A 22,100-nucleotide genomic window follows, 5' to 3' on the forward strand; every position below is an offset into this window, starting at 1 on the left:
CCGCCCACCCTCCCCTTCAAGATCGGCGACAGCGTACGGCTGCTCGACCCGACCCGGCCGGCCGGCGCCCGGCTGGACGCCAGTCCGGTCAGCCCGGTCGACGGGCGGCCCGCCGCGGTGGTCAACCAACTGGTCAACCTCGGGTGGGAGTACCGCTGGCAGACCCGGTCGGCGGGGCTGCGCGACCTGGGCATGAGCCGGCCGCTCGTGCTGCGGATGGCGCCCAAGGCGCCGACCGGGCTGACCGCCACCCCGGCGCCCGGCTCGGCCACCGCGCTGCCCGCCATCGCGCTGACCTGGACCGGCAACGGCAGCCGCCCGCCGGCCTCCAGCCACCGGCTGCAACGCGCCACCGACGCGGCCTTCACGGCCGGGCTCACCGAGCTGACCGTGGCCGCCGCGGCCACCCGGTACACCGACGCGACCGTCACCCCCGGGGTCACCTACCACTACCGGATCCGGGCCGAGAACGCGGTGAGCTGCTCGGCCTGGTCGAACAGCATCCCCGCCTCGGTGCAGCTCACCGCGCCGGCCAGGCTGGCCGCCGTGATCCCGCCGGCCGCGCCGCTGCGGATCGCGCTGCGCTGGGCGAACCGCTCCTTCGCGACGGGCGTGGACGTGCAGCGGGCCACCAACCCGACGTTCACGAGCGGACCGGGGACCACGGCTATCGCGGTGGGCGAGGCCCACCTCGACCCGGTGGTCGCCCCGGACACCACCTACTACTACCGGGTTCGCACCACCTACCTGGGCGCGGCGTCACCCTGGTCAACTGTGGCCACGGTGACGACGCCGCCCCGGCCCGGGATGCCGACCGGGGTGCTCGCCACCGCCACCGCGCCCGGCCCGGACACCGCCACGGTGATCCTCAGCTGGTCGGCCAGCACGCCCACCGGGACGGGCGCCGGCTTCGTGGTGCAGCGCGCCACGGACGCCGCCTTCACCCACGACCTGGCCACGTTCAGCGTGACCGGCCGCGGCTTCACGAACACCGGCCTGACACGAGGGGCGACGTACCACTACCGCATCCGCTCGGTAAACGTCGTCGGCACCTCGGCCTGGACCGCCCCCACCCAGGTCACCACCCCCGACTGACGCGGGGAGGCGGTGGGTCAGGGGGTGCGGAGAGGCGTGTGGGCGGTGCGGAGTTCGGCCAGGGCGGACGCGACGCCGTGCAGCAGGTCGGTGGCCTCGGTGAGGCGGGCGGCCGAGGGATCCTGGGTGGCGGGGTGGGCGTCCTCGGCCACGTAGCCGGCGGCGGCCACCACCAGCCGCTCGTACGCGGCCACTCCGCTCTCCAGCTGGTCGACGAGGGTGGCGTGCGCCTCGGCGAGCGACCCGCGCGCCTCGGCGGGGGCGAGCTTCAGGGCACGTTCCACGCCGGCCACCCGGTTGGCCAGGTCACGCAGGGAGCGGTCGGCCTCGGCCGCCTCGCGGACCGCCGGCTCGGCCAGCCCGGTGAGCCGGCCGGCCAGCCCGGCCAGGGTCAGCGCGGCCCGGTCCAGCCGGGCCCACGCCTCGGCCGCGGTGGTGCCGCGCAGCGCGAGGCGGGAGCGGACGCGGCGTACCTCGGCGAGGACGCCGGGACCCACGGGCAGCCGCTCGACGGCGGCGACCAGCCGGGCGCGGGAGCGGGCGGCGGCCTCGGCCGGGTCGAGGGCCGGCGGGGCCGGTGCGGCGGCGAGGACCCTCAGGTCGGCCCAGCGCCAGACCGCGACGGCGATGGCGCTGCCGGCGGCCCCGGCCCAGGCCGCGTCGGGCAGGCCCAGCCCGGCGTACGGGGTCAGCACGGCGGCGGCGCCGCCCAGCCCACCGGCCAGGACGCTCCAGCGCCGCGCGGACCGGCGCAACCTGCGCAGCCGGCGGAAGTGCCGTGCCCGCTCGTCGACCATCGGTCTCCCCCGTCCCCTAGCTCGTGGTGCTCTCCCCGGTGCCCCGCTCCCGGCTCATGTTGGCCCGGATCTGGTCGAGTCGGGCGGCGGCCGCCGGGTCGGCGGGCTGCCCCACCGCGGGGCGTTCCTGCCGGCCGCCGAGCTGCTCGCCGGCCATGCTCGACCGGATCTGCTCCAGTCTCGCCGACCCGGCCGAGTCGAGGGTCGCCTTCTGGATCTCCATCATCCGGCCCTCGACGGAGTTGCCGGCCAGCTCGGCCCGACCCATCGCGTCGGCGTAGCGGCGCTCGATCCGGTCGCGGACCTCGTTGAGCGACGGGGTGGTGCCGGGGGCGGTGAGCGCCGACATCGACTCCAGCGAGCGGGCCACGGTCTCCTGCATCTTGGCCTGCTCGAGCTGGCTGAGCAGCTTGCTGCGCTCGGCCAGCTTCTGCTGGAGGATCATCGAGTTGTTCTCGACCGCCTTGCGGGCCTGCGCGGCGGCGCCGAGCGCCTGGTCGTGCAGGGTCTTGAGGTCCTCCATCGCCTGCTCGGCGGAGACCAGCTGGCTGGCGAGCAGCTGCGCGGACTGCTCGTAGCGCCCGGCCTCGGTCTCGTCGCCGCGGCCCCGGGACTGGTCGGCCAGGACCAGGGCCTGCCGGGCGTTGGCCTGGAGCTGCTCGACCTCGGTCATCTGCCGGGACAGCTTCATCTCCAGCTGACGCTGGTTGCCGATCACCGCGGCCGCCTGCTGGACCAGCGCCTGGTGCTGCCGCTGGGCCTCCTCGATGGCCTGCTGGATCTGCACCTTCGGGTCGGCGTGCTCGTCGATCTTCGCGCCGAAGAGCGCCATCAGGTATTTCCAGCCCTTGACGAACGGGTTCGCCATCTCCGCCTTGTCCCCTCAGTAGCGTCGCGTCGCCCGACCGGGGTCGACCGGCGAGCCGCGCGGTGTGCCTCCATCGTCCCAGTCGGACGCCAACCCGGCACCCCGTACGACCCTGATCAACACTACGACGCGGTCGCCACCGGCGGCCACGGCGCGACGGGCGGGATCAGGCGGCGCAGACCACGTCCCGGTCCGCGGGGCGGACCCGGGTGGTGCGCAGCGTCGCCTTGAGCGGCGAGTCCTGGCGGACCTGGACGGCCACCGAGCCGTCGGAGGTGACCTGGCGGACCCCCCGGTTGGTGGCCTTGCGCACGGCCGGCGTCGGCTCGATCGACTCGTCGGTCACCGGCACCAGCACCCCGGGCATCTGCTCGGCCAGGGCGACGGTGTCGCTGACCTCGCGGAGCAGCTCGGAGAGGCGGGCGCCGAGCGCGTCGCAGATCGCGGCCAGCAGCTCGCTGGACGGTTCCTTCTGGCCGCGCTCGATCTCGGAGAGGTAGCCGAGGCTCACGTTGGCGGCGGAGGAGACCTCGCGGAGGGTGCGGTGCTGCCCCTGCCGGCGCGCCCGCAGTGCGTCACCGATCACCCGGCGTAGCAGAACCATCGCACCTCCCCCTGGACGGGAACCACCATCTCCGGCCGGGCGTGCCGCGCCGGACGCGGCGGACCGCCCCGGTGCCGGCGTCGTCCGCCGGAGCCTTCCCGCAACCGTACCCGTTGGTCGCCCCGACGACATCCCACCCCGCCTCTCCAATCCTGCCGGACCGATCTCGCGGGCCGGTCGGCGGCCCCGGGCCGGCGCGGCCGCGGTCGGGCGTGTCGCGGACCGGGTCACCGCTGGCCGGCTCCGGCCCGCTCGGCGCCGTCCGCCTCGTCGGCGGACTGCGCTTCGTCGGCCTGGGCGGCGGCGTGGATCTGCTCGGCGAGCAGCCGCAACGCCTCGATCACCGCGGCCGACCGGACGTGGTCCCGGCCACCGTCGAGGCGCAGCTCACGCACCTCGCCGCGGCCGCCGGGCCCGGCGGCGGCCACGTAGACCAGGCCGACCGGCTTGCCGTCCTGCGGCTCCGGCCCGGCCACGCCGGTGGTGGCCAGGCCCCAGTCGGCGCCGCAGCGCCGCCGCCCGCCCTCGGCGAGGGCGGCGGCCACGTCCGGATCGACCGGCCCGCGCTCGGCCAGCAGGTCCTCCGGTACGCCGGCCAGCTCCGACTTCAACTCGGTGGCGTAGACCACCAGGCCGCCCCGGAAGACCCCGCTGACCCCGGCGATCTCCACGATCGAGGCGGAGAGCAGCCCGCCGGTGAGCGACTCGACGGTGGCCAGTGTCTCCTTGCGCTCGTGCAGGCTGTGCACCACCGAGGCCGCCGGACTACCGGCGGGCCGCTCGTAGTTCGCATCCGTCCCCATGCCGGCCCTCTCTTCCCGTCCCGCGGCGACCTACTCATCCTGTGCACGGTTTCGCCGATCATGACGTTGTGGGCGGCGACGCGCCGGCCGGGATCAGCGGGTGGGACGGCGCAGGCGCAGCGCCTGGGCGATGTAGTCGAAGCCGGTGACCACGGTGACCACCACGGCCGCGCCCATGATCCACGGACCGACCGGGGCCAGCGCGTCGGGCATCGGCCAGAGGTACCAGGTGATCGCCAGGATCTGCAGCGCGGTCTTGACCTTGCCGCCCCGGCTGGCCGCGATGACGCCGTGCCGGATCACCCAGAACCGCAGCGCGGTGATGCTCAGCTCGCGGGCGAGGATCACCGCGGTCACCCACCAGGGCAGCCGGTCGTACCAGGAGAGCAGCACCAGGGCGGCGCCGGTGAGCGCCTTGTCGGCGATCGGGTCGGCCACCTTGCCCAGCGAGGTGACCAGCCCGAACCGGCGGGCGATCCAGCCGTCCACCAGGTCGGTCGCCGAGGCCACCACGAAGATCACGCAGGCCGCCATCCGCCAGCCGGCGTGGCTCATGGCGGAGGCGACCACGGTGACCGCGAAGACCGGGACCAGCGCCAGCCGCACCGCGGTCAGCACGTTCGCCGCGTTGAGCAGGGGCACCGGGGCCGCCACCGTCGACTCCGCTCCGGTCATGTCCGGCACCGCCCCACGTGGCTTCCCCGTTCCGTCCGGGCCCGCCGTCACCGTGCCGCGCCGGGCGCCGCCGAGATCATCTCATCCGGTACGGCGATCAGGTCGACTCCCTCGGTCGCGGTGACCGTGGCCCGGACCAGGTCGCCCGGGCGCAGCGCGGCCAGGTCCACCCCGCCGCCCTGCGGGGCGACCAGGGTGGTCGAGCCGTCGACCTCGGGAGCCTGGTGGGCGGCCCGCCCCTCGACCACGCCGTCGGCGACCGAGTCGACCAGGACCTCCACGGTCGAGCCGAGCCGCTCCTCGGCCCGCTGCGAGCAGAGCTCGTCGGCGAGCGCGGCGAGCCGGTCGTAGCGCCGCTTGATGGTCGCGGCGGAGACCTTGCCGGGCAGGCCGGCGGCCTCGGTGCCGTCCTCGTCGCTGTAGTCGAACACCCCGATGGCGTCGAGGCGCGCCTCGGTCAGGAAACGGGTCAGCTCGGCCACGTCCTGCCGGGTCTCGCCCGGGAAGCCGACGATGAAGTTGCTGCGCGCGCCGGCCGCCGGGGCCAGCTCGCGGGCGGAGGCGAGCAGCTCCAGGAACCGGTCGGTGGAGCCGAAACGGCGCATCCGGCGCAGCACCGGCTCGCTGGAGTGCTGGAACGACAGGTCGAAGTACGCGGCCACGCCCGGCGTGGTGGCGATCACCTCGACCAGGCCGGGCCGGGTCTCGGCGGGCTGGAGGTAGCTGGCCCGCACCCGCACGATGCCGTCGATCGCGGCGAGCTGCGGCAGCAGCTTCTCCAGCGCCCGGGGGTCACCCAGGTCCTTGCCGTAGGAGGTCGAGTTCTCGCTGACCAGCACCAGCTCGCGGACGCCGGTCTTGGCCAGCCACTCCGCCTCGGCGAGCAGCTCGTCGGGGGTACGCGAGACGAACGCCCCGCGGAACGCCGGGATGGCGCAGAACGCGCAGCGCCGGTCGCAGCCGCTGGCCAGCTTGAGCGACGCCACCGGCCCGGTGTCGAGCCGGTGCCGCAGCACCTGCCGCAGGTGCGCCGGGGTGTGCTCGTCGGCCTCGGTGGCGACCCGCGTCGGGGTGCCGTGACCGGGCAGCGACACGGCCGCCTCCCGGCGCTTCACCGGGGTGAGGGGCAGCAGCTCCCGCCGGTCGCGCGGGGTGTGCGCGCCCAGCGCCTCGCCGGCCACCACGGCGTCCAGCCGGGCGGCGATGTCCGGGTAGTCGTCGAAGCTGAGCACCGCCTGCGCCTCGGGGAGGCTGTCGGCCAGCTCGCGGCCGTAGCGCTCGGCCATGCAGCCGGCGGCGACCACCTTGGCGCCGGTGTCGGCGGCGGCCAGCAGCGTCTGGATCGAGTCCTGCTTGGCCTTCTCCACGAAACCGCAGGTGTTCACCACCACCACGTCGGCGCCCTCGCCGTCGGTGGTCACCTGCCAGCCGTCGGCGTGCAGCCGGGCGGCCAACTCCTCCGAGTCGACCTCGTTACGGGCGCAGCCCAGGGTCAGCAGGGCGACGCGACGGCCGTCAGCACCGGAGGCGGTAGGGGACGACTGCTCCAGGTCGCGGCGCGGCGCCAGACGCGCCGAGCTGGAGCTGTCGGAGGGGGAGGTGGCAGACACCATCCGAGGGTACCGGGCCGGGCCGGGAACCCCACGACGGCCGGCCGGGGGCATCGGCCGGCTCACACCGGGCCGCGGGTCAGCGGGCCGCCGCGCCGACCCGGGCCAGCCGGTCGAGCAGGAACACCTCCGTGCCGGCCAGGCCGGTGGAGCAGAAGACCGAGATCTGGTCCGCGCCGGTCCGCCCCGGGTCCGTCCCGGCCAGCACCGCGCCCAGGTCGCGCAGCCGGTCCCCGTACGGCGCGACGGCGGCGAGCATCGGCGGGGCGTACGCGGCCGCCTGGGCGGGCGAGTCGGTGACCAGCAGGTCGGCGGCGGCCAGCAGGTCCGGCCCGAACTCGTGCCGGTCGACCTGCTTGAAGCCGACCGCGTTGACGTGGGTGCCGGGGGCGAGGTCGGCGGCGGCCAGCACCGGGCAGGTGCTGGTGGTGGCGAGCACCACGAGGTCCCGGTCGCGCACCGCCGCGGCGGCCGAGTCGACCGCGCGGGCCGGCACGCCCAGCTCGGCGCGGACCCGGGCGGCGAACGCCTCCCGCCGGGCCGCCGAGCGGCTGTGCACGGTCACCTCGCGCAGCGGGCGGACCGCGGCGGCGGCCCACACCTGGGTCCACGCCTGGCGGCCCGAGCCGACCACGCCGAGGGTGGCCGCGTCGGGGCGGGCCAGCGCCTCCACGGCCACCCCACCCAGTCCCCCGGTGCGCCGAGAGCCCAGTTCCTCGCCGACCGCGATGGCGCGTACCGCCCCGGTGGTGGCGTCGTGCAGCACCACGAGCTGCCCGCTCTCCGGGCGCCCGAACGTGTCGTACGAGCGGAAGCCGTACCACTCGCCGGTGAGGTGCCCGGCCGTGAGCACCATCCGGCCGCCGCCGAGCGGGGCGGACGCCCGGGGCGGGGCGATCAGCCGTCCCTCGTACGCGGCCAGCAGCGCGTCCCGCATGGCGGCGACGGTGAGCGGGGCGTCCAGGGCGGCGGCGACGTCCTCGTCGGAGTACAGCACGGTCATGCCGACCATCGTGCAACCTGAAGTTCACGTCAACTCCAGCGATGGTGGGGTTCGTCACCGTGCCGGACCGCCGACCCCGGCGGTGCTAGCGTCGGATCCGGCGGCCCCCGTGCCGCCCAGGACGAGTGGTGGGCGTACCCGGTCAGGCCAAGACGCCCCGCGTGACCGCCCGTCCCGGCCCCGGTGGCCGGGCCCGTCCCGTCAGAGGTGACAGATGGCCTGGCTCGTGCTGGTGCTCTCCGGACTGCTGGAGACCGCCTGGGCGATCGCGCTGGACCGCAGCGCCGGCTTCACCCGCCCGCTCCCCTCCCTGGTCTTCACCGTCTCGCTGGTGGCGAGCATGGCCGGTCTGGCGTACGCGCTGCGCGACATCCCGGTCGGCACCGGCTACGCGGTGTGGGTCGGCATCGGCGCGGTCGGCACGGCCCTGATCGGCATGCTGGCGCTGGGCGAGTCGGCCAACCTGCCCCGGATCGCCAGCCTGCTGCTGGTGGTGGCCGGCGTGGTCGGCCTCAAGCTCTTCCACTGACGGTCGACCCGCCGGCGTCCCGTTTGGACGTGCCGTCGGCGGGGGTATCCCCTCCTCGCTTCACCCGAGAGGAAACCCACCGACGGAGGACATCATGGCCGACATGCCCGCCAGCACCCGCCCCCGCAGCAACGCCGCCCGGATCTGCACGATCCTCGGTTTCGTCTTCGCCGTCATCGCCATCTTCGTGCCGTTCCTCGGCCTGGTCGGGCTGATCCTCGGCATCGTGGGCGCGGTGCTCGGCGACAAGCCGCTCGGCTGGTACGCCGCGGTCGCGAGCGTCGTGGGCGCCATCCTCGGCATGGTGCTCGCCGTCGCGGTGCTGAATTCCTGACCCCGTCACCAGCGCGACGAGGGCCCGCCGGATCCCGGCGGGCCCTCGTCGCGTGACACGTCCGGGCTACTCCTCGCCGCCGCGCAGGCCGACCAGGACCTCCTCCAGCTCGTCGGGCTTGACCAGCACGTCGCGGGCCTTGGACCCCTCGGACGGGCCGACCACGCCCCGGGTCTCCATGAGGTCCATGAGCCGGCCCGCCTTGGCGAAGCCGACCCGCAGCTTGCGCTGCAGCATCGAGGTCGAGCCGAACTGCGAGGTGACCACCAGCTCCACCGCCTGCACGAGCAGGTCCAGGTCGTCGCCGATGTCCTCGTCGATCTTCTTCTTGCTGTCCTGCGCGGGGGCGAGCACGTCCGGGCGGAAATCCGGCTCGCGCTGGTCCTTGCAGAACTTCACCACGTCGTGGATCTCGCGCTCGGTCACCCAGGCGCCCTGGATGCGGACCGGCTTCGACGCGCCCATCGGCAGGAACAGCCCGTCGCCGCGGCCGAGCAGCTTCTCCGCGCCGGGCTGGTCGAGGATGACCCGGGAGTCGGCCAGCGAGGAGGTGGCGAAGGCGAGCCGGGACGGCACGTTCGCCTTGATCAGGCCGGTGACCACGTCGACCGAGGGGCGCTGGGTGGCCAGCACCAGGTGGATGCCGGCGGCCCGGGCCAGCTGCGTGATCCGGACGACGGAGTCCTCCACGTCGCGCGGCGCGACCATCATGAGGTCGGCCAGCTCGTCCACGATCACCAGCAGGTACGGGTAGGGCCGCATCTCCCGCTCGCTGCCCGGCGGCGCCTTGATCTCGCCGTTGCGCACCTTGCGGTTGAAGTCGTCGATGTGCCGGACCCCGTTGGCGGCGAGGTCGTCGTACCGCATGTCCATCTCGCGGACGACCCACTCCAGCGAGTCGGCCGCCTTCTTCGGGTTGGTCACGATCGGGGTGACCAGGTGCGGGATGCCCTCGTAGCCGGTCATCTCGACCCGCTTCGGGTCGATCAGCAGCAGCCGCACCTCGTCCGGGGTGGCCCGGGTGAGGACGGACACCAGCAGCGAGTTCAGGCAGGACGACTTGCCCGCGCCGGTGGCGCCGGCGATCAGGATGTGCGGCATCTTGGCGAGGTTGGCCACCACGTAGCCGCCCTCGATGTCCTTGCCGAGCGCCACCACCATCGGGTGGTGGTCGCTCGTGGCGGCCCGCGAGCGCAGCACGTCGCCGAGCGCCACGTTCTCCGGGTCGGTGTTCGGGATCTCCACGCCGACCGCGCTCTTGCCCGGGATGGGGCTCAGGATCCGCACGTCCGGGGACTTCACGGCGTAGGCGATGTTGCGGGAGAGCTGGGTGATCCGCTCGACCTTGACGCCCGGCCCCAGCTCGACCTCGTAGCGGGTGACCGTCGGGCCGCGGGTGAAGCCGGTGACCGCGGCGTCCACGTCGAACTGCTCGAAGACGCCGGTCAGCGCGGCGATGACCTCGTCGTTGGCCTTGCTCCGGGTCTTCGGCGCGGCCCCGCTGCCCAGCATGTTGGCCGGCGGCAGGGTGTAGTCGCCGGCCAGCCCGGTGAGCGCGAGCTGCTCGGCGCGGGTGGGCAGCGGGGAGTGCTCCGGCGGCTCCACCGGCTTGCGGCTGGCCGGCACCCTCTTGCGCGGCAGCACCAGGGTGTCCTGGAGGTCGACGCCGTCGAGGTCGTCGTCCGGGTCCAGCGGGTCCAGCGGCGGCGGGAGGCGCTTGGCCGGCCGCTTGCGGGCCGGCTTCGGCGCGGCCTCGGCCTCGGCCTCCTCATCCTCCGGCGGCGGCACGGGGCCGCCGCGCAGGCCGAGCCGCTCCGGGATCTTGTTGATCGGGGTCGCGGTGATGACCAGCAGCCCGAAGACCAGCAGCAGGAGCAGCAGCGGCATGGCCACCCAGGCGGTCACCGCCGACTTGAGCAGGTCGCCCACGCCCGCGCCCAGCAGGCCGCCCGCGTAGTCACGCTGGACCTCGTCGACCGGATCCTGTCCGATGTGCAGCATGGCCGCCGTGGCGAGCAGCATCGAGCCCCAGCCGACCAGGCCGCGCCCCCGGTGCGCGGGATCGGCCGGGCTGCGCATGAGCCGCCAGGCGCCCACCATGAGCAGCACCGGCACCACGATGGCGATCGCCCCGATGAAGAGGCGGGCGGTGTCCGCGAGGTGCCGGCCCACCGGCCCCGCCCCGCCGGACCAGATGCCCACCGCGCTGAGGATGGCCAGGCCGAACAGGAGCAGCCCGGCCCCGTCGCGGCGGTGCTCCGGATCCAGCTCGCGGGTGGTGGCGGCCTGCCGGCCGGCGGCCCGGAACGCCCAGCCCACGCTGTGCGCCAGACCCATCCACAGCGCACCCAGCGCGCGGCCCGCGAACGCGGCCGGGCTCGGCCCGCGCGCCGGACGCCGCCGGGCGGCCGCCCTCGTGGCCTTCTTGGCCGGCTGGCGGGCACGGCTGTTCGTGGTTCCGCGCGGCGACGCGCCGCGCCGCCGGCTCGCCTGAGAGGTACGGCCCGCCATACAGTCACCGTAACGGCGGGACCCGGCAGATCGCCGCTTTTCCGGGTCGTGTCCGCGCGTCGCGGCAGGGATCCGCCGCGCTTTGTGTTATTCGCCTCAGAAGGGATGCCCTCATGGCGTCGCCGGAGATCGAGGACGGTCCGGACGGCCCCCTGGCCGGACACCCGCAGACGTTACGGCCGCTGACCGGCGAGCTGATCGCCGCCGTGCTGGCCAACCGGGGGTACGCGGTGACCGAGGACGCCGACGGCGACCTGGTGGGCCGCTGGGGCGACAGCCTCATCTGGTTCTTCCGGCGCGGCACCGCCGGGGAGCTGCTCCAGGTCCGCACCGTCACGGCGCACCGCTTCGGCATCGAGCAGGTGCCCGACCTGCACGCCTTCTGCAACGCCTGGAACCACGACCGGCTCTGGCCCAAGGCGTTCGTGCACGTCGCCGACGACGGGCTGGCCCAGGTGTGCGGCGAGGTGACGACCGACCTCGAACGCGGGGTCACCCCGCACCAGCTCGACCAGCTCGTCGACTGTGGCGTCACCACCGGCTGCCAGCTCGCCGCCGCCGTGGCGGACCTGCCCGGCGGGACGCTGCGATGACCACCTTCCGGGACCGGGGGCTCGCCGACGCGCTCGCCGACGCCCGGGACCTGCCCGACGGCGAGGCCCGCTGCGCCGAGCTGGAACGCATCGCCGCCCGTGCGGACGCCACCGGCGACCCGAGCACCGCGCTGGCGGCGCGGTTCGCGCTGGTCGAGGCGTACCTGCACCTGGGTGAGCGGTGGCGGACCGTGGAGCCGGTACGCCGCTGCGTGGCCACCGTGGACCGGCGGCCGGAGCTGCTCGACGGCCCCGGCGGGGCCGAGCGGTTGCGCCGGCACCAGCGGCAGGCCGTCGAGGCGCTCTTCGGCACTCCCCGGGTGGCCCTGGACCAGGCCCGCGCCCTGTTGGACGACCTCGCCGACCGGCTGGGCCCCGCCGCCGGGCCGGTGGCCGAGCTGTGCTGCCGGCTCGCCGACCACCTCGGGGACGAGCCGACCGCCCGCCGCGAGTACGACCGCTGGTCCGCCGGCGACGCCGCCGACCCGGTGGCCGGCTGCGCGGGCTGCGCGCCCGCCCGCCGGGCCGAGTTGCTGGCCGGCTGGGGCGAGCCGGCGGCCGCGCTGGCCGTGCTGGAGCCGGTGCTCGACGGCGAGCCGGGATGCACCGACCAGCCGGAGCGGGCCCTCGCGGCGGGGCTGCTGCCCTGGCTGCGCACCGGCGAGGCGGAGCGCGCCGCCCGGGCGCACGTGCGGGCGTACCGGCGGCACCGCCGCGAGCGGGCGGCATTCCCGCAGCTCGCCGCGCACCTGCGGTTCTGCGCGCTGGGCGGGCACCTGACCCACGGGCTGGACGTGCTGGCCGAGCAGCTGCCCCGGCTCGACCACCCGGCCGACGACCTGTCCGCCATGGAGTTTGCGGCGGCGGGCGCGCTGCTCTGCGGGCTGGCCGCCGAGGCCGGTCTGGGCGGGCGGCGGATCCACCGGCCCGGGCACGGGCCCCGGCCCGCCGCCGAGGTGGACGTGGCCACGCTCGCCGGTCAGCTCCAGGCCCTCGCCACCACGCTGGCCGGCAGCTTCGACGCCCGCAACGGCACCGGCCACCAGTCCGGCCGGATCGCGTCCTGGCTGGCCGAGCGGCCGCTCGCCGAGCCGGTGCCGCTGCCCGCCGAGGACGACCTCCCCGACGACGACCCGGCCGAGCCCGGCCCGCCCGGCGCGGAGGAGCCCGCCCCGCTGAGCCTGCGGATGCTCACCGCCGCCCTCGACGCGCGCGGCGACGCGTACACGGTGGAGCCCGACGGCACGGTGGTGGGGCGCTGGGGCGAGGCGGTGGTCCAGTTCCGGCGGCTCGGGCCGCAGGGCGAGGTGCTGCACGCCCGGGCCGTGGCGCTGCGCCGGCTGCCGGCCGCCCGCCGCGCCGAGGCGTACGCGTTCTGCAACGCCTGGAACCATGACCGGCTGCTGCCGACGGCGTACGTGCACGACCCGGGCGACGGGACGCTGCTGCTGGCCGCCGACGTCACCACCGACCTGGCGTACGGGGTGGCCCGTACCCAGCTCGTCGTGCTGGTCGCGGCGGCGGTCAGCACCGGGGCCGCGTACGCCGAGGCGGTCGCCGCGCTGCCCTGAGCCCGGGAACCCGCACCCCGGAGTCCGGACGCGGCGCGGCCCCCGGCCACCGGGCGGTGGTGGACGGGGGCCGCGGTCCGGTGCCGCCGGGGTGGACCCGGCGGCGGCTCAGCGGGCGGAGAACGCCAGGGTGTACTCGCCGGCGCCGGCCAGCCCGACCACCCGGTAGCGGTAGGCGCCGGCCGGGGTGTCGGCGGTGAGCCGGGCGAGCCCGTCGGCGCTGCCGGCGCGGGCCACGGTGCGGAACGTGGTGCCGGTGAAGCGTTGCAGCTCCAGGACCACGCGGGCGCCCGCCGGCGCGGACACGCACGCCTCCTGGGCGCCGCCGGACACCCGGAAGAAGCGACCGTCGGGCTGGACCTGCGCCCGGCCGGCGGCGATCCGGCCGGTCCGGCTCACCTGCCCGGTGCAGTCCGTGGCGTCGCCCGCCGGCGGGGTGGCCGGCGCGGTGCTCGCCGGCGGCGCGGTGGCCCCGCCCCCGGCGGGCGGCGCGGAGGGCTGGTCGCCCGCCGTGACCAGGGTCAGGTTGTTGCGCTGGAGGATCTCGTTGACCGGCTGGAAGAAGGTCACGCCGCCCCGCGTGCAGTCGCCGGAGCCACCGGAGGTGACCCCCTGCGCCTGGTCGCCGGAGAGCCACGCGCCACCCGAGTCGCCCGGCTCGGCGCAGACGTTCGTCCGGGTCAGCCCGGTGACCGTCCCCTCCGGATAGTTCACCGTGGCGTTCTTGGCCTGGATGACACCGCAGCGGGTGCCGGTGGTCGAGCCGGAGCGGCACACCGAGGCGCCGACCGCAGCCTCGGTGGAGCCGTTCACCGGCACCGTGCCGCCGTTGAAGTCGTTCACCACGCCCTGCGGCGTCCACTGGCCGTTCACCTCGACGACGGCCCAGTCGTCGCCGGGGAACGAGGAGGCCGCGAAGGTGCCCTGGGCGACCCGGTTCGCGCCGGCGGTCCGGTCCCCCGGGCGGCCGCAGTGCCCGGCCGTGACGAAGCCGCCGACCACCGAGAAGCCGACCGAGCAGCGGCCGGCGTCGTTGATGAAGTACGCGTCGCCGCCCCGCACGTCGAACAGGGGGCGGGGCGCCTCGTCCGCGGTCTTCACCCGTACCGCGCCGGCCGGCACCCCGCTGGCCTCGGCGAACCGGCGGCCGGCCGCCTCCGCGCCGGGCTGGGCGACCACCACGACCGAGTTGGTGGCCACGTCGACGTACCAGCCGGCCACGTCCGGGGTGGCCGCGCCGCCGGCCGCGTCGAGTCGCGCCTTCACCGCGTCCAGCTCGGCGACCCCGCGCTCGACCCGCTTCGGCACCGCGCCCGCGGCGGTCACCCGGGCCGCCTGCGCGGGATCGGCCACCGCCACGTTCAGCGTCGTCCCGTCCGCGCCCAGCCAGCTGCCGCCGTAGTCGGCGCCCAGTTCGCCGCGGAGTTTCGTGACCGTGCCGGACGCCCACCGCTCGGTCTTCAGCCGCCGGGCCGCCTGGTCCCGGGTGAGCGACAGGTCACGGCTCAGCGCGTCCAGCACCTCGGGCGCGACGCCGTCGGACGCCACCGGCGCGGTCCGCCGGGCCGGGTTCTCGCCGGCGAACGACGGCAGGGTCACCGCCGCCGCCGTGCCCGCCGCCGCCACCAGTACGCCGATGGCTGTGATCCGTCTGCGGTCCATCCGCCACGCTCCTCCCGGCTGGCGCGGGTACGCCTGCCGGAGCGGAGTACGGAGACGGGCGCCGATCGGTTGAATGGAACGGCGAGGATTCGACGCGGCGTGTCGGGACGGCTCCGGGGCGTACCCGGAAACGGCGACGCCGGCCCACCGCGGACGGTGGGCCGGCGTGCGGAGCGTGCGGCGGTCAGACCTCGACGACCGTCGGCACGATCATCGGCCGGCGGCGGTACGCGTCGTTGACCCAGCGCCCGACGGTGCGCCGGACGATCTGCTGGAGCTGGTGCGGGTCGGTGATGCCGTCCGCGGCGGCCCGGTTCAACGCCTCGGTGACCAGCGGGATGACCGGGCTGAACGCCTCCGGGTCCTCGGAGAAGCCCTTCGCCGAGAGGGTCGGCCCGCCGACCACCTTGCCGGTGACCGAGTCGATCACCACGGTGGTGGCGATGAAGCCGCCGTCGCCGAGGATCCGGCGCTCGGTGAGCAGCGACTCGCTGACGTCGCCCACGGCGAGACCGTCGACGTAGACGTACCGGCTCTTCACGTGGCCGACCAGGCTGGCCCGCCCGTCGACCAGGTCCACCACGTCGCCGTCCTCGCAGAGCACCACCCGGTCCGACGCGACGCCCGACTCGATGCCGAGGCGGGCGTGCGCCCGCAGGTGCCGCCACTCGCCGTGCACCGGCATGAGGTTGCTCGGCCGAGTGACGTTGAGCAGGTAGAGCAGCTCGCCGGCGGGAGCGTGACCGGAGACGTGCACCTTGGCCACGTCCTTGTGGATCACCGTCGCGCCGGCCCGGGCCAGCCGGTTGATCACCCGGTAGACCGAGGTCTCGTTGCCCGGCACCAGCGAGGAGGCGAGCACCACGGTGTCGCCGGGCGCGATGGTGATGTGCCGGTGGTCCCCGCTGGCCATCCGGCCCAGCGCGCTCATCGGCTCGCCCTGCGAGCCGGTGGACATGAGCACGATCTGCTCGGGCGGCAGCGCGGTGGCCTCCTCCAGCCCGACCACCAGGCCCGGCGGGATGTTGAGCAGGCCCAGGTCGCGGGCGATGCCCATGTTGCGCACCATCGACCGGCCGATCAGCGCCACCTTGCGGCCGTGCTCGACGGCGGAGTCGAAGACCTGCTGCACCCGGTGCACGTGGGAGGCGAACGAGGCCACGATGATCCGGCCGCGCGCCTTGGCGAAGATCGAGTCGAGCACCGGGCCGATCTCCCGCTCCGGGGTGACGAAGCCGGGGATCTCCGCGTTGGTGGAGTCGGAGAGCAGCAGGTCCACGCCCTCGGCGCCGAGCCGCGCGAAGCCGGCCAGGTCGGTGATCCGGCCGTCCAGCGGGAGCTGGTCCATCTTGAAGTCGCCGGTGTGCAGCACCAGGCCGGCTCCGGTGCGGATGGCCACGGCGAGCGCGTCGGGGATCGAGTGGTTCACCGCGAAGAACTCGCACTCGAACGGGCCGAGCCGCTCGCGCCGACCCTCCGCGACGGTCAGCGTGTAGGGCTGGATCCGCCGCTCGGCCAGCTTCGCCTCGACCAGGGCCAGGGTGAACTGCGAGCCGACCAACGGAATGTCCGGCTTGTGGGCGAGCAGGTACGGCACCGCGCCGATGTGGTCCTCGTGGCCGTGGGTGAGCACGATCGCCTGCACGTCGCCGAGCCGGTCCAGGATCGGACCGAAGTCGGGCAGGATCAAATCCACGCCCGGCTGCTCGACGTCGGGGAAGAGCACCCCGCAGTCGACGATCAGCAGCTTGCCGTCGTACTCGAAGACCGTCATGTTCCGGCCGATGGCGCCGAGTCCGCCGAGCGGGATGATCCGCAGGCCGCCCTCCGGCAGCGGCGGGGGCAGCTCACCCTCGATGTGCGCCTCGGTCACGCGTCACCTCATTCTGCGACGCCGTCGCGCGGCGTCCGTCGTGTCGTTCGATCATTCGGGTAGGGGAAGGCCCGCCGCGGCGCAGTCCGCGCGCAGCTGGGCCAGTTCGTCGCCGGTGGCGTCCACCAGCGGCGGGCGCACCGGGCCGGCCGGCAGGCCCTTGGCCGCCAGGCCCGCCTTCACCAGGATCACGCCCTGGCTCCGGAAGATGCCGGTGAACAGCGGCAGCAGCCGCCGGTGCAGGGTGAGCGCGGTGGCCAGGTCGCCCGCCTCGAACGCCTCGATCAGCTGCTTGGTCTGCGCCCCGGTGAAGTGCGTGGAGGTGCCGACCACGCCGACCGAGCCGACCGCCAGGGCGGGCAGGGTCAGCGCGTCCTCGCCGCAGTAGAACGCCAGGTCGCTGCGGGCCAGCACCCAGGAGGTGGCGGTGAGATCGCCCTTGGCGTCCTTGACCGCCACGATCCGGCCGTGTTCGGCCATCTTGACCAGGGTGTCCGTGGCGATCGCCGTACCGGTGCGGTGCGGGATGTCGTACACCATGATCGGCAGCCCGCTGGCGTCGGCGACCGCGGTGAAGTGACGCAGCAGCCCGGCCTGCGGCGGCTTGTTGTAGTACGGCGTCACCACCAGCAGGCCGTGCGCGCCTGCCTTCTCCGCCTGCGCGGCCAGCTCGACGGTGTGCCGGGTGTCGTTGGTGCCCACACCGGCGACGATCCGGGCCCGGTCACCGACCGCCTCCACGACGACGCGGATCAGGGTCTCCTTCTCCGCGTCGGTGGTGGTCGGGGACTCGCCGGTGGTGCCGTTGAGCACCAGCGCGTCGTTGCCCTGCTCGTCGACGAGGTGGCTGGCGAGCCGTACGGCGCCGTCGAGGTCGAGTGCCCCGTCGGCGGTGAACGGGGTCACCATGGCCGTGATCAGTCGCCCGAACGGGCGCGACGCGCCCCGGTTCGGGACGGCAGGGAGGTCGTGCGTCATGTTCACAACCTAGCGGACGACCACCGGGCCCCCGGCGGCGAAGGGCGACGACTCACTCGGCGTGCGGAGACGCCGCCACCTCCGTGCCGTCCGGCAGCGTGGAGATCACGAAGTCGGCGAAGACGTTCGGCGCGACCCCCTGGAGCTGCCGCAGGCACTCCACGGCCAGCTCGCGGATCTCCACGTCGGCGTGCTCGGTGGCGCGCATCTTGACGAAGTGCCGCCACGCCCGGTAGTTGCCGGTGACCACGATCCGGGTCTCGGTGGCGTTGGGCAGCACCGCCCGGGCCGCCTGCCGGGCCTGCTTGCGGCGCAGCGTCGGGTTCGGCTCGTCGGTGAAGCGGGCCTCCAGGCCCTCCAGCAGCTCGGTGTACGCCCGGACGGCCGCCTCGCTCGCCTCGACGAACTTCTTGTGCAGCTCCGGGTCCTCGGCGATCACCGCGGGCTCGACCATGGCCGCGTCCCGCTCCGGGACGTAGCGCTGGGACAGCTGCGAGTAGGAGAAGTGCCGGTGCCGGATCAGCTCGTGGGTGAACGACCGGGACACCCCGCTGAAGTAGAAGCTCACCGAGCCGTGCTCCAGCACGGACAGGTGCCCCACGTCCAGGATGTGCGCCAGGTAGCCGGCGTTGGTCGCGGTGGCCGGGTTCGGCTTCTTCCAGCTCTGGTAGCAGGCCCGGCCGGCGAACTCGGCGAGCGCCTGACCACCCTCCGCGTCGGTCGACCACGGCACGTCGTCCGGGGCCTGGAACTGGGTCCACGCGATCAGCTTGACCTGGGGCTGCACCATCTCCGGCATTCCTGCGACTGTAGTGGCCCCTGGGCCTCCCGCGAAACTCGGACGCGCGGACGTGAACCAGCCCACCGGCGGCGGGCAGCGGTCAGACGTAGAGCGAGGTGAACGGGGCCCAGGGCAGGTTGCGCGCGACCGAGAAGGCGAACCAGAGGGCCAGGAAGCCGCCGATCACCTTGGGGCTGATCCGCAGCTCCGGCAGCCGCCAGCCGAACGCCCGGTTCCCCGCCCAGCTCACGAAGAGCCAGGCCAGGAAGGGCAGCGAGAAGACGAAGAGGAAGTGGTGCCGGGCGGCGGCCGGGAGGTCGGCGTGCAGCACGTACCAGAGGGCGCGGGTGCCGCCGCAGCCCGGGCAGTCCAGCCCCGTGGTGAGCTTGAGCAGGCAGGTCGGGCGCGCGTCCGGGTCGCTGTGGGTGGGGTCGCTGAGCAGGGCGTAGGCCATGCCCAGGCCGACGCAGCCGAGGGCCGCGAGCGGCACCGCCCAGCGCGGGGCGCGGGCGTGCAGCCGCAGCACCAGGCGGGTGAACCGGTCCGGCTCGACCGGCGGGTAGGCCACCCCGGCGGGCCAGGCCACCGGCCCGGCGGCGTGCTCCGCGGGCGGGACCGGGTGCGGGTCGGGCGCGGCGGCCGGCCGGTCAACGCTCGTCACGCGCTCACCGTACACCGGCCACGCCCAACAGGGCGGCGGCCAGCGGGGCAGCCAGGTCGCCGGCGGCGGGCGGGGCGACCGCGTCGAGGCCGAGCCAGCCGGCGATCCGGTAGAGCTCCGCGGCGAGCGCCACGGCGGTCTCCCCCGGGTCGGCGCCGGGCTCGACCCAGGCGGCCGGCACCAGCAGGACCCCGGCCTTCCGGTCGGCCTTCAGGTCGACCCTGGCGGTGAACCGCTCGCCCTGGAGGAACGGGAGCACGTAGTAGCCGTAGACCCGCTGCGGCGCGGGCACGTAGATCTCGATCCGGTAGGTGAAGTCGAACAGCCGTTCGGTGCGCGCCCGCTCCCAGACCAGCGGGTCGAACGGGCTGACCAGCGTGTTGCCGCGCACCCAGCGGGGCAGCCGGGCCTGGGCGTGCAGGTAGGCCGGCTGCCGCCAGCCCGCCACGGCGACCGGGGTCAGCTCGCCCGCCTCGACCAGCTCGGCGATCGCCTGCCGGGCGCCGGCCACCGGCAGCCGGAAGTAGTCCCGCAGCTCCGGCTCGGCGGCCACGCCCAGCGACCGGGCGGCGATCGCCACGAGGGTGCGGTGGGCGTCGGCGTCCTTCGGGGTGGGCGCGTCGAGCACGGCGGCCGGCAGCACCCGCTCGGGCAGGTCGTAGCGGCGGGCGAACGAGGTGGTGCGGTCGGCCGCGGTGACTTCGCCGGCCCAGAACAGGAACTCCAGCGCCCGCTTGACGGTGGACCAGTTCCACCCCCAGTTGCCGGTCTCCCGGGGCGCGTCGTGCTCGATCTCGGCGGCCGTGAGCGGGCCCCGGGCGGCCACCTCGTCGCGCACCCAGGCGACCAGCTCGGGCTGCTCCTGGGCGATCCGGCGCATCCCGCCCCACGCCTCGTCGTGGGCCTTGGCCATCCGCCACCGCAGCGCCGGGTGCAGCCCCACCGGGACCAGCGACGCCTCGTGCGCCCAGTATTCGAACAGGTCGCGGGGGCGCCGGTAGGCGGCCGTGTCGAGCAGGCTGGTCGGGTAGGGACCGAGCCGGCTGTAGAGCGGCAGGTAGTGCGCGCGTTGCAGGACGTTGACCGAGTCCATCTGGATCAGCCCGACCCGGTCGAGCACCCGGCGCAGGTGCCGGCGGGTAGGCACGCCGGTGGGCGCCGGGTCGGCGAAGCCCTGGGCGGCCAGGGCGATCCGGCGGGCCTGGGCGAGGGAGAGCGATTCCGGTACGGCCATCGTCGGGGACCTTATTCCACCGGTACGACACCACGACTCCGGGTCGCGGCGCGCCGTCAGACGCGCCGAGTGGGAGTTGTCGCCGCGCGGTGGCTGGACCGACCGCCCCGCGCGGCATAGAACGGACGGGTGCGCACCATCCGCCGGGAGGAACCGGACGACGCCGAGGCGATAGCCCGGGTGCACATCCGCGGCTGGCAGGCCGGGTACGCCGGGATCATGCCGGCCGAGGTGCTCGACCGGCTCAACCCGGCCGCCTGGGCGCAGCGCCGCCGGGATCTCGGCACGGCCGACCCGGAGCACCCGTTCACCACGCTCGTCGCCGAGGTCGACGGCACGATCGAGGGGTTCACCACCTTCGGGCCGTACCGGAACAACCAGGACCGCGGCGACCTCGACCCGGCGTACGGGGAGATCCTGGCGATCTACCTGGAGCCGGCCCGGTGGGGCGGCGGGACCGCTCAGGCGCTGCTCGCGGCGGCCCGGGCCGGCCTCGCGGAGCGGGGCCTGGCGGAGTACCGGCTCTGGGTGCTCGCCGACAACGCCCGGGCCCGCCGCTTCTACGAGCGGGCCGGGCTGTCACCGGACGGGGAGGAGTCCACCTACGCGGTGCCGCTGCACGGCGGGCGGGACCCGGTCCGGCTCGTCGAGCTGCGCTACACCGCCCGGCTCGACGGCTGACCCGGCCGGACCGCCCGGCTCGGCGCGGCCGCCGCCGGCCGGCGTGGCCCAGCGCCGGATCGGCAGGGCGAGCAGCAGCGCCAGGCTGATCCAGACGTACGTGTTGCTGCCCAGGAACCCGTCCACGCCGGTGAAGTCCTTCTCCCAGGCCCAGACGATCCGGCTGGTCAGGAAGGCGTACCCGACGAGCGTGGCGGCCAGCAGCAGGCGGCGGCGGAGGCTGCGGGCGGGCGCCGCCATGCCGTTGTCGACCAGCAGGATCAGCCCCGGCAGCAGCCAGACCAGGTGGTGCACCCAGGTCACCGGGCTGACCAGGCACATGGTGGCGCCGGTCAGCGCCAGGCCGGTGGCCTCGTCGCCGGCGGCCACCGCGGCCCGGGAGCGCCAGCCCCAGACGACCAGCGTGGCGAGGACCAGCGCCAGCCAGGCGACGGTGCTCGGGTGTTCCGGATGGAGCCGGGCCACCACCCCGCGCAGCGACTGGTTGGAGACGAAGGCCAGCTCGCCCACCCGGTCGGTGTTCCACAGCGCCTCGGTCCAGAACTCCCGGGAGGCGTCCGGGAAGAGCGCGGCGGCCACCAGGGTGGCCGCCGCCGCCGCGCCGATGGCGGTGAGCGCGGCCCGCCAGCGGCCGGTGACCAGCAGGTAGACGATGAAGATGCCCGGGGTCAGCTTGATCGCGGTGGCCAGCCCGATGCCCACCCCGGCCCACCGGCTGCGCGCCGGCAGCAGCCGGAGCAGGTCCACCGCCACGAGGAACAGCAGCAGCATGTTGACCTGGCCGAAGTTGACCGTCTCGCGCATCGGCTCGTACGCGGCGGCCAGGCAGAGCGCCACCGCCAGGGCGAACCAGCGGGTCCAGCCGGCCCGCCGGGCGACCGGGTCGAGCAGCCACCAGATCACCACGGCGCTGACCACCACGGTGGCGGCCACGCTCACGGTGATCGCCGCCCACCAGGGCAGGTACGCCATCGGCAGCATGACCAGCGCCGCGAACGGCGGGTAGGTGAAGCCGTACTGGGTGCCGCCCTTGAGGAAGTCGTAGATCTCCCCGCCGTCGTGCACCCAGAAGGTCAGCGCGCCGTAGTAGACCTTGAGGTCGAAGAAGCCGTGCCGCACGGCCGCCACGGACAGGAAGGCGGTCACCGCTCCGGCGAGCGCCACCACGGCGACGACCTGCGCGATCGTCCGCCTGGCACCCTGCGCCACCGTCGCCCTCCTCGCCCTGCGTAGGCTC

General features: G+C 75.0%; 20 protein-coding genes, 1 pseudogene and 1 riboswitch. Of the genes and pseudogenes, 6 read left to right on the top strand and 15 right to left on the bottom strand.

The features are described 5' to 3' along the window. Window positions 1-1,095: pseudogene (locus NFX44_RS32310) on the top strand (hypothetical protein); the annotation flags it as partial. A gap of 17 nt (window positions 1,096-1,112) precedes the next feature. Here NFX44_RS32310 and NFX44_RS32315 read toward each other — a convergent pair. The 7 genes from NFX44_RS32315 to NFX44_RS32345 form a co-directional block, all read right to left on the bottom strand. Then, window positions 1,113-1,892 (bottom strand): hypothetical protein, encoded by a 780-nt coding sequence (locus NFX44_RS32315; RefSeq protein ID WP_262287398.1) that lies wholly within the window; start codon window positions 1,890-1,892, stop codon window positions 1,113-1,115. A 16-nt stretch (window positions 1,893-1,908) separates the two neighbouring features. Next, window positions 1,909-2,760: a PspA/IM30 family protein gene (locus NFX44_RS32320; protein ID WP_262287399.1), complete on the bottom strand. Its 852-nt coding sequence runs from the start codon at window positions 2,758-2,760 to the stop codon at window positions 1,909-1,911. Between the two features lie 166 nt (window positions 2,761-2,926). Beyond that, a complete protein-coding gene (locus NFX44_RS32325) occupies window positions 2,927-3,364 on the bottom strand; it encodes a helix-turn-helix domain-containing protein (RefSeq protein ID WP_262287400.1) in 438 nt (145 codons plus the stop codon). A 227-nt stretch (window positions 3,365-3,591) separates the two neighbouring features. Continuing rightward, complete coding sequence (locus NFX44_RS32330) at window positions 3,592-4,167, bottom strand: CinA family protein (RefSeq protein ID WP_262287401.1); 576 nt, start codon at window positions 4,165-4,167, stop codon at window positions 3,592-3,594. Window positions 4,168-4,260: 93 nt separating this feature from the next. Beyond that, the gene (gene pgsA, locus NFX44_RS32335; RefSeq protein WP_262287402.1) at window positions 4,261-4,842 is read right to left on the bottom strand and encodes a CDP-diacylglycerol--glycerol-3-phosphate 3-phosphatidyltransferase; all 582 of its coding nucleotides are present in this window, start codon (window positions 4,840-4,842) and stop codon (window positions 4,261-4,263) included. A 47-nt stretch (window positions 4,843-4,889) separates the two neighbouring features. Continuing rightward, a complete protein-coding gene (gene rimO / locus NFX44_RS32340) occupies window positions 4,890-6,392 on the bottom strand; it encodes a 30S ribosomal protein S12 methylthiotransferase RimO (RefSeq protein WP_262287424.1) in 1,503 nt (500 codons plus the stop codon). A gap of 139 nt (window positions 6,393-6,531) precedes the next feature. After that, window positions 6,532-7,455, bottom strand: coding sequence for an ornithine cyclodeaminase family protein (locus tag NFX44_RS32345; RefSeq protein ID WP_262287403.1), 924 nt, complete (start codon window positions 7,453-7,455; stop codon window positions 6,532-6,534). A 93-nt stretch (window positions 7,456-7,548) separates the two neighbouring features. Continuing rightward, a riboswitch (guanidine-III (ykkC-III) riboswitch) is annotated at window positions 7,549-7,617 on the top strand. A 52-nt stretch (window positions 7,618-7,669) separates the two neighbouring features. Here NFX44_RS32345 and NFX44_RS32350 point away from each other — a divergent pair. Continuing rightward, on the top strand, window positions 7,670-7,984 hold the full coding sequence (locus NFX44_RS32350; RefSeq protein WP_262287404.1) for a multidrug efflux SMR transporter: 315 nt from the start codon (window positions 7,670-7,672) through the stop codon (window positions 7,982-7,984). Between the two features lie 94 nt (window positions 7,985-8,078). Then, the gene (locus NFX44_RS32355) at window positions 8,079-8,318 is read left to right on the top strand and encodes a hypothetical protein (RefSeq protein WP_262287405.1); all 240 of its coding nucleotides are present in this window, start codon (window positions 8,079-8,081) and stop codon (window positions 8,316-8,318) included. A gap of 66 nt (window positions 8,319-8,384) precedes the next feature. Here the strand turns inward: NFX44_RS32355 and NFX44_RS32360 are convergent, their stop codons facing one another. After that, window positions 8,385-10,829: a DNA translocase FtsK gene (locus NFX44_RS32360; RefSeq protein WP_262287406.1), complete on the bottom strand. Its 2,445-nt coding sequence runs from the start codon at window positions 10,827-10,829 to the stop codon at window positions 8,385-8,387. Window positions 10,830-10,942: 113 nt separating this feature from the next. Between NFX44_RS32360 and NFX44_RS32365 the strand changes: the two genes are divergently transcribed. Then, window positions 10,943-11,422 (top strand): YbjN domain-containing protein, encoded by a 480-nt coding sequence (locus NFX44_RS32365; RefSeq protein WP_262287407.1) that lies wholly within the window; start codon window positions 10,943-10,945, stop codon window positions 11,420-11,422. Beyond that, the gene (locus NFX44_RS32370; RefSeq protein ID WP_262287408.1) at window positions 11,419-12,993 is read left to right on the top strand and encodes a YbjN domain-containing protein; all 1,575 of its coding nucleotides are present in this window, start codon (window positions 11,419-11,421) and stop codon (window positions 12,991-12,993) included. The genes NFX44_RS32365 and NFX44_RS32370 overlap by 4 nt, the downstream gene beginning before the upstream one ends. Before the next feature lie 108 nt (window positions 12,994-13,101). Here the strand turns inward: NFX44_RS32370 and NFX44_RS32375 are convergent, their stop codons facing one another. The 6 genes from NFX44_RS32375 to NFX44_RS32400 form a co-directional block, all read right to left on the bottom strand. Then, window positions 13,102-14,655, bottom strand: a complete 1,554-nt coding sequence (locus tag NFX44_RS32375; protein ID WP_262287409.1) for a S1 family peptidase — start codon at window positions 14,653-14,655, stop codon at window positions 13,102-13,104. A gap of 184 nt (window positions 14,656-14,839) precedes the next feature. Continuing rightward, window positions 14,840-16,528: a ribonuclease J gene (locus tag NFX44_RS32380; protein WP_262287410.1), complete on the bottom strand. Its 1,689-nt coding sequence runs from the start codon at window positions 16,526-16,528 to the stop codon at window positions 14,840-14,842. A gap of 51 nt (window positions 16,529-16,579) precedes the next feature. Next, the gene (dapA, locus tag NFX44_RS32385; RefSeq protein WP_262287411.1) at window positions 16,580-17,506 is read right to left on the bottom strand and encodes a 4-hydroxy-tetrahydrodipicolinate synthase; all 927 of its coding nucleotides are present in this window, start codon (window positions 17,504-17,506) and stop codon (window positions 16,580-16,582) included. A gap of 52 nt (window positions 17,507-17,558) precedes the next feature. After that, window positions 17,559-18,296 carry an FAD-dependent thymidylate synthase gene (gene thyX, locus NFX44_RS32390; protein ID WP_262287425.1) on the bottom strand — a complete coding sequence of 246 codons (738 nt, stop codon included), beginning with the start codon at window positions 18,294-18,296 and terminating at the stop codon, window positions 17,559-17,561. Between the two features lie 91 nt (window positions 18,297-18,387). Continuing rightward, entirely contained in the window at window positions 18,388-18,948 is a 561-nt protein-coding gene (locus tag NFX44_RS32395) for a DUF2752 domain-containing protein (RefSeq protein ID WP_262287412.1), read from the bottom strand. Between the two features lie 4 nt (window positions 18,949-18,952). Next, the gene (locus NFX44_RS32400; RefSeq protein WP_262287413.1) at window positions 18,953-20,182 is read right to left on the bottom strand and encodes a winged helix-turn-helix domain-containing protein; all 1,230 of its coding nucleotides are present in this window, start codon (window positions 20,180-20,182) and stop codon (window positions 18,953-18,955) included. A 129-nt stretch (window positions 20,183-20,311) separates the two neighbouring features. Here NFX44_RS32400 and NFX44_RS32405 point away from each other — a divergent pair, with 129 nt between their 5' ends. Beyond that, window positions 20,312-20,863, top strand: coding sequence for a GNAT family N-acetyltransferase (locus NFX44_RS32405; RefSeq protein ID WP_262287414.1), 552 nt, complete (start codon window positions 20,312-20,314; stop codon window positions 20,861-20,863). On the opposite strand, the gene NFX44_RS32410 is transcribed toward NFX44_RS32405, so the two are convergent. Continuing rightward, window positions 20,762-22,072, bottom strand: coding sequence for a glycosyltransferase family 87 protein (locus NFX44_RS32410; RefSeq protein WP_262287415.1), 1,311 nt, complete (start codon window positions 22,070-22,072; stop codon window positions 20,762-20,764). The genes NFX44_RS32405 and NFX44_RS32410 overlap by 102 nt on opposite strands. Between the last annotated feature and the right edge of the window lie 28 nt (window positions 22,073-22,100).

The sequence above is a fragment of the Micromonospora sp. MA102 genome (assembly GCF_025460765.1).
Lineage (GTDB): Bacteria > Actinomycetota > Actinomycetes > Mycobacteriales > Micromonosporaceae > Micromonospora > Micromonospora halotolerans.